Annotated in this window: 2 protein-coding genes; one reads left to right on the top strand and one right to left on the bottom strand. The window is 48.9% G+C overall.

Annotation, left to right across the window (positions count from 1 at the left end):
* Positions 1-38 precede the first annotated feature (38 nt).
* Positions 39-902 carry an alpha/beta fold hydrolase gene (locus GOX73_RS20575; RefSeq protein WP_171126714.1) on the bottom strand — a complete coding sequence of 288 codons (864 nt, stop codon included), beginning with the start codon at positions 900-902 and terminating at the stop codon, positions 39-41.
* A gap of 208 nt (positions 903-1,110) precedes the next feature.
* Here GOX73_RS20575 and GOX73_RS20570 point away from each other — a divergent pair.
* Positions 1,111-2,027, top strand: a 917-nt coding sequence (locus tag GOX73_RS20570) for an alpha/beta fold hydrolase (protein WP_171135091.1), incomplete at its 3' end; no start/stop codon positions are given.

Genomic DNA, 2,027 nt, shown 5'->3' with positions numbered 1-2,027 from the left:
CGGTCGGTCGCCTTTTCTAGATTTCCAGTGTCCCCGGCTCATGATCTACTGATCGGCTTGATGTCCATTGAAGCCATGTCGCGGCGGTCAACAGTTCTAATATGCGACAGCACCTCCATCTCGAAACTTTCCTTGAAGGTAAAGGGACCCAAATGGCCGGCACCTTTCAGAACCTTTAGCTCAGCAAGCTTACCTTGGGTTGCCAGAATTTCTGCGATGCGCTTCGTGTGCGCATGAGTCTCCGATCCGAGCATGATCGTAGAGGGAATTCCTTCATGAAAAATATTTTCTGGATCAGGTTCATTCAGAAGCGCATCGAAATCGCTTGGGGCTTTGTGAACCCAATCAATCATAGCGCACCTGCGTTCACGACTCAGGGCTTGCCAAGAGCCAAGTCCTCCCCAAAAATCAGTGAAAACCTGTGCGCTAAACTCTTCGCATCCCTCTTCTATGCCCGTTCGTATTGCGTTTGTGAGGCTAACAATCTCGGAATACAATAAACCGTCAGTCAACTCTCCGGCTTTCAGTAGGCTGAACAAAGTTGGTTCATAGAGACAAAGTGATCGAACAAGGTCGGGTCGAGCTCTGGCGATATGCAAAGCCAGCGCTCCTCCATACGAGTGTCCAATCAAGTGAGCGGGCCTGCCAAGCTTCTCTATCTCAGTGATAATCGAAGCAGCTTCGTTTTCCAATGTGAACGGCCCGTCCGGGATTTTATGACCCCTAGACAGGGTTCCTATTAGGTCGGGTGCTATTGTTTTGGTTTCTTCGCTCATCCGGGCAAACAGAGTGCGCCACTGGCTTCCGTCAGCGCCGGAACAATGTAGCCCTACGCAGGGAGCAGGCGATATTTGGGACCAGCACGGCCAAGCGTGTAATGATGCGTCAAATTGCTTATTCATGTGATGACCTCCAATCTGAGTTTCACAATGGTGTCACTCATCTGGCCTTCAACCTATCGGACACATGTCCCGGCTAGACTCATACCGACGGGAAATTGATGGGACATTTGCCCCAAATTGACTAAAAAAAGACATGCGAACCGTTAGATACACTTCTTCAAGCGATGGTACGTCGCTGGCGTGGAGCAAATCCGGAAACGGCCTACCAATGGTAAAGGCGGCTAACTGGCTCACGCATCTCAGTTATGATCTAGACAGTCCAATTTGGTCTCACTGGATCGAATTGCTAGAAAGTCAATTCACCCTTGTTCGATATGATGAGCGAGGCTGCGGATTATCTGACAAACGAGTTGAGAATCTGGGTATTGATTACTGGGTTGATGATCTCGAAGCTGTAATCGACGCCGCTGAAATAGACGAACCAATTTATCTTCTGGGTATTTCTCAGGGCGCTGCGACTTCTATCGCGTATTCGCTGAGGCATCCCGGCAGAGTCGCCGGGATGGTACTCGTTGGAGGCTATGCAAGGGGCAGCAACCACCGCGGATCGGTTGCCGCCAAAAACTACAAGACTGTTATCGATGTATTTCGCCTGGGTTGGGAGAATGACAACCCTGCGTTTCAAGATGTATTTACATCAAGATTTCTTCCTGGTGCGCCGTCCGAACAACGCTCTTGGTTTACAGAACTTTGCCAAAAGACCGTTTTGCCTGAGACAGGGGCCGACCTGCTTATGGCGCGCGCTGACGTTAATGTTGAAAGTCTATTGCCAAAGGTTTCAGTTCCAACACTGGTGATCCATTCAAGGAACGATCAGGTTATTCCGTTTGAAGAAGGACAACGTCTCGCTCAGAATATTCCCGGAGCGACAATGTCTGCTTTAGAGGGAAAAAATCACATTATCCAACGCGATGAATCTGCCTGGCGCGCTTTTTCCAAGAGCTTGCTTGAATTTACATTTTCCGGTCAAACGACGGACTTTGACGATTTGACAAAGCGCGAGCAGGACGTGCTGAGACTCATCTGCCAAGCAATGAGTGGTAAAGAAATTGCTAGAAGTCTTCAAATGAGTGAAAAAACCGTTCGAAACCACACAAGTAAAATCTACGCAAAACTTGAACTGCA

This window comes from Ruegeria sp. HKCCD7221, assembly GCF_013031225.1.
Taxonomy (GTDB): domain Bacteria; phylum Pseudomonadota; class Alphaproteobacteria; order Rhodobacterales; family Rhodobacteraceae; genus Ruegeria.
This window is presented reverse-complemented; position numbering and strand designations above follow the sequence as displayed.

Bases quoted from the DNA above. Each gene is read 5' to 3' on its own strand.
- GOX73_RS20575 (WP_171126714.1), bottom strand. From the start codon at position 902: ATGAATAAGCAATTTGACGCATCATTACACGCTTGGCCGTGCTGGTCC.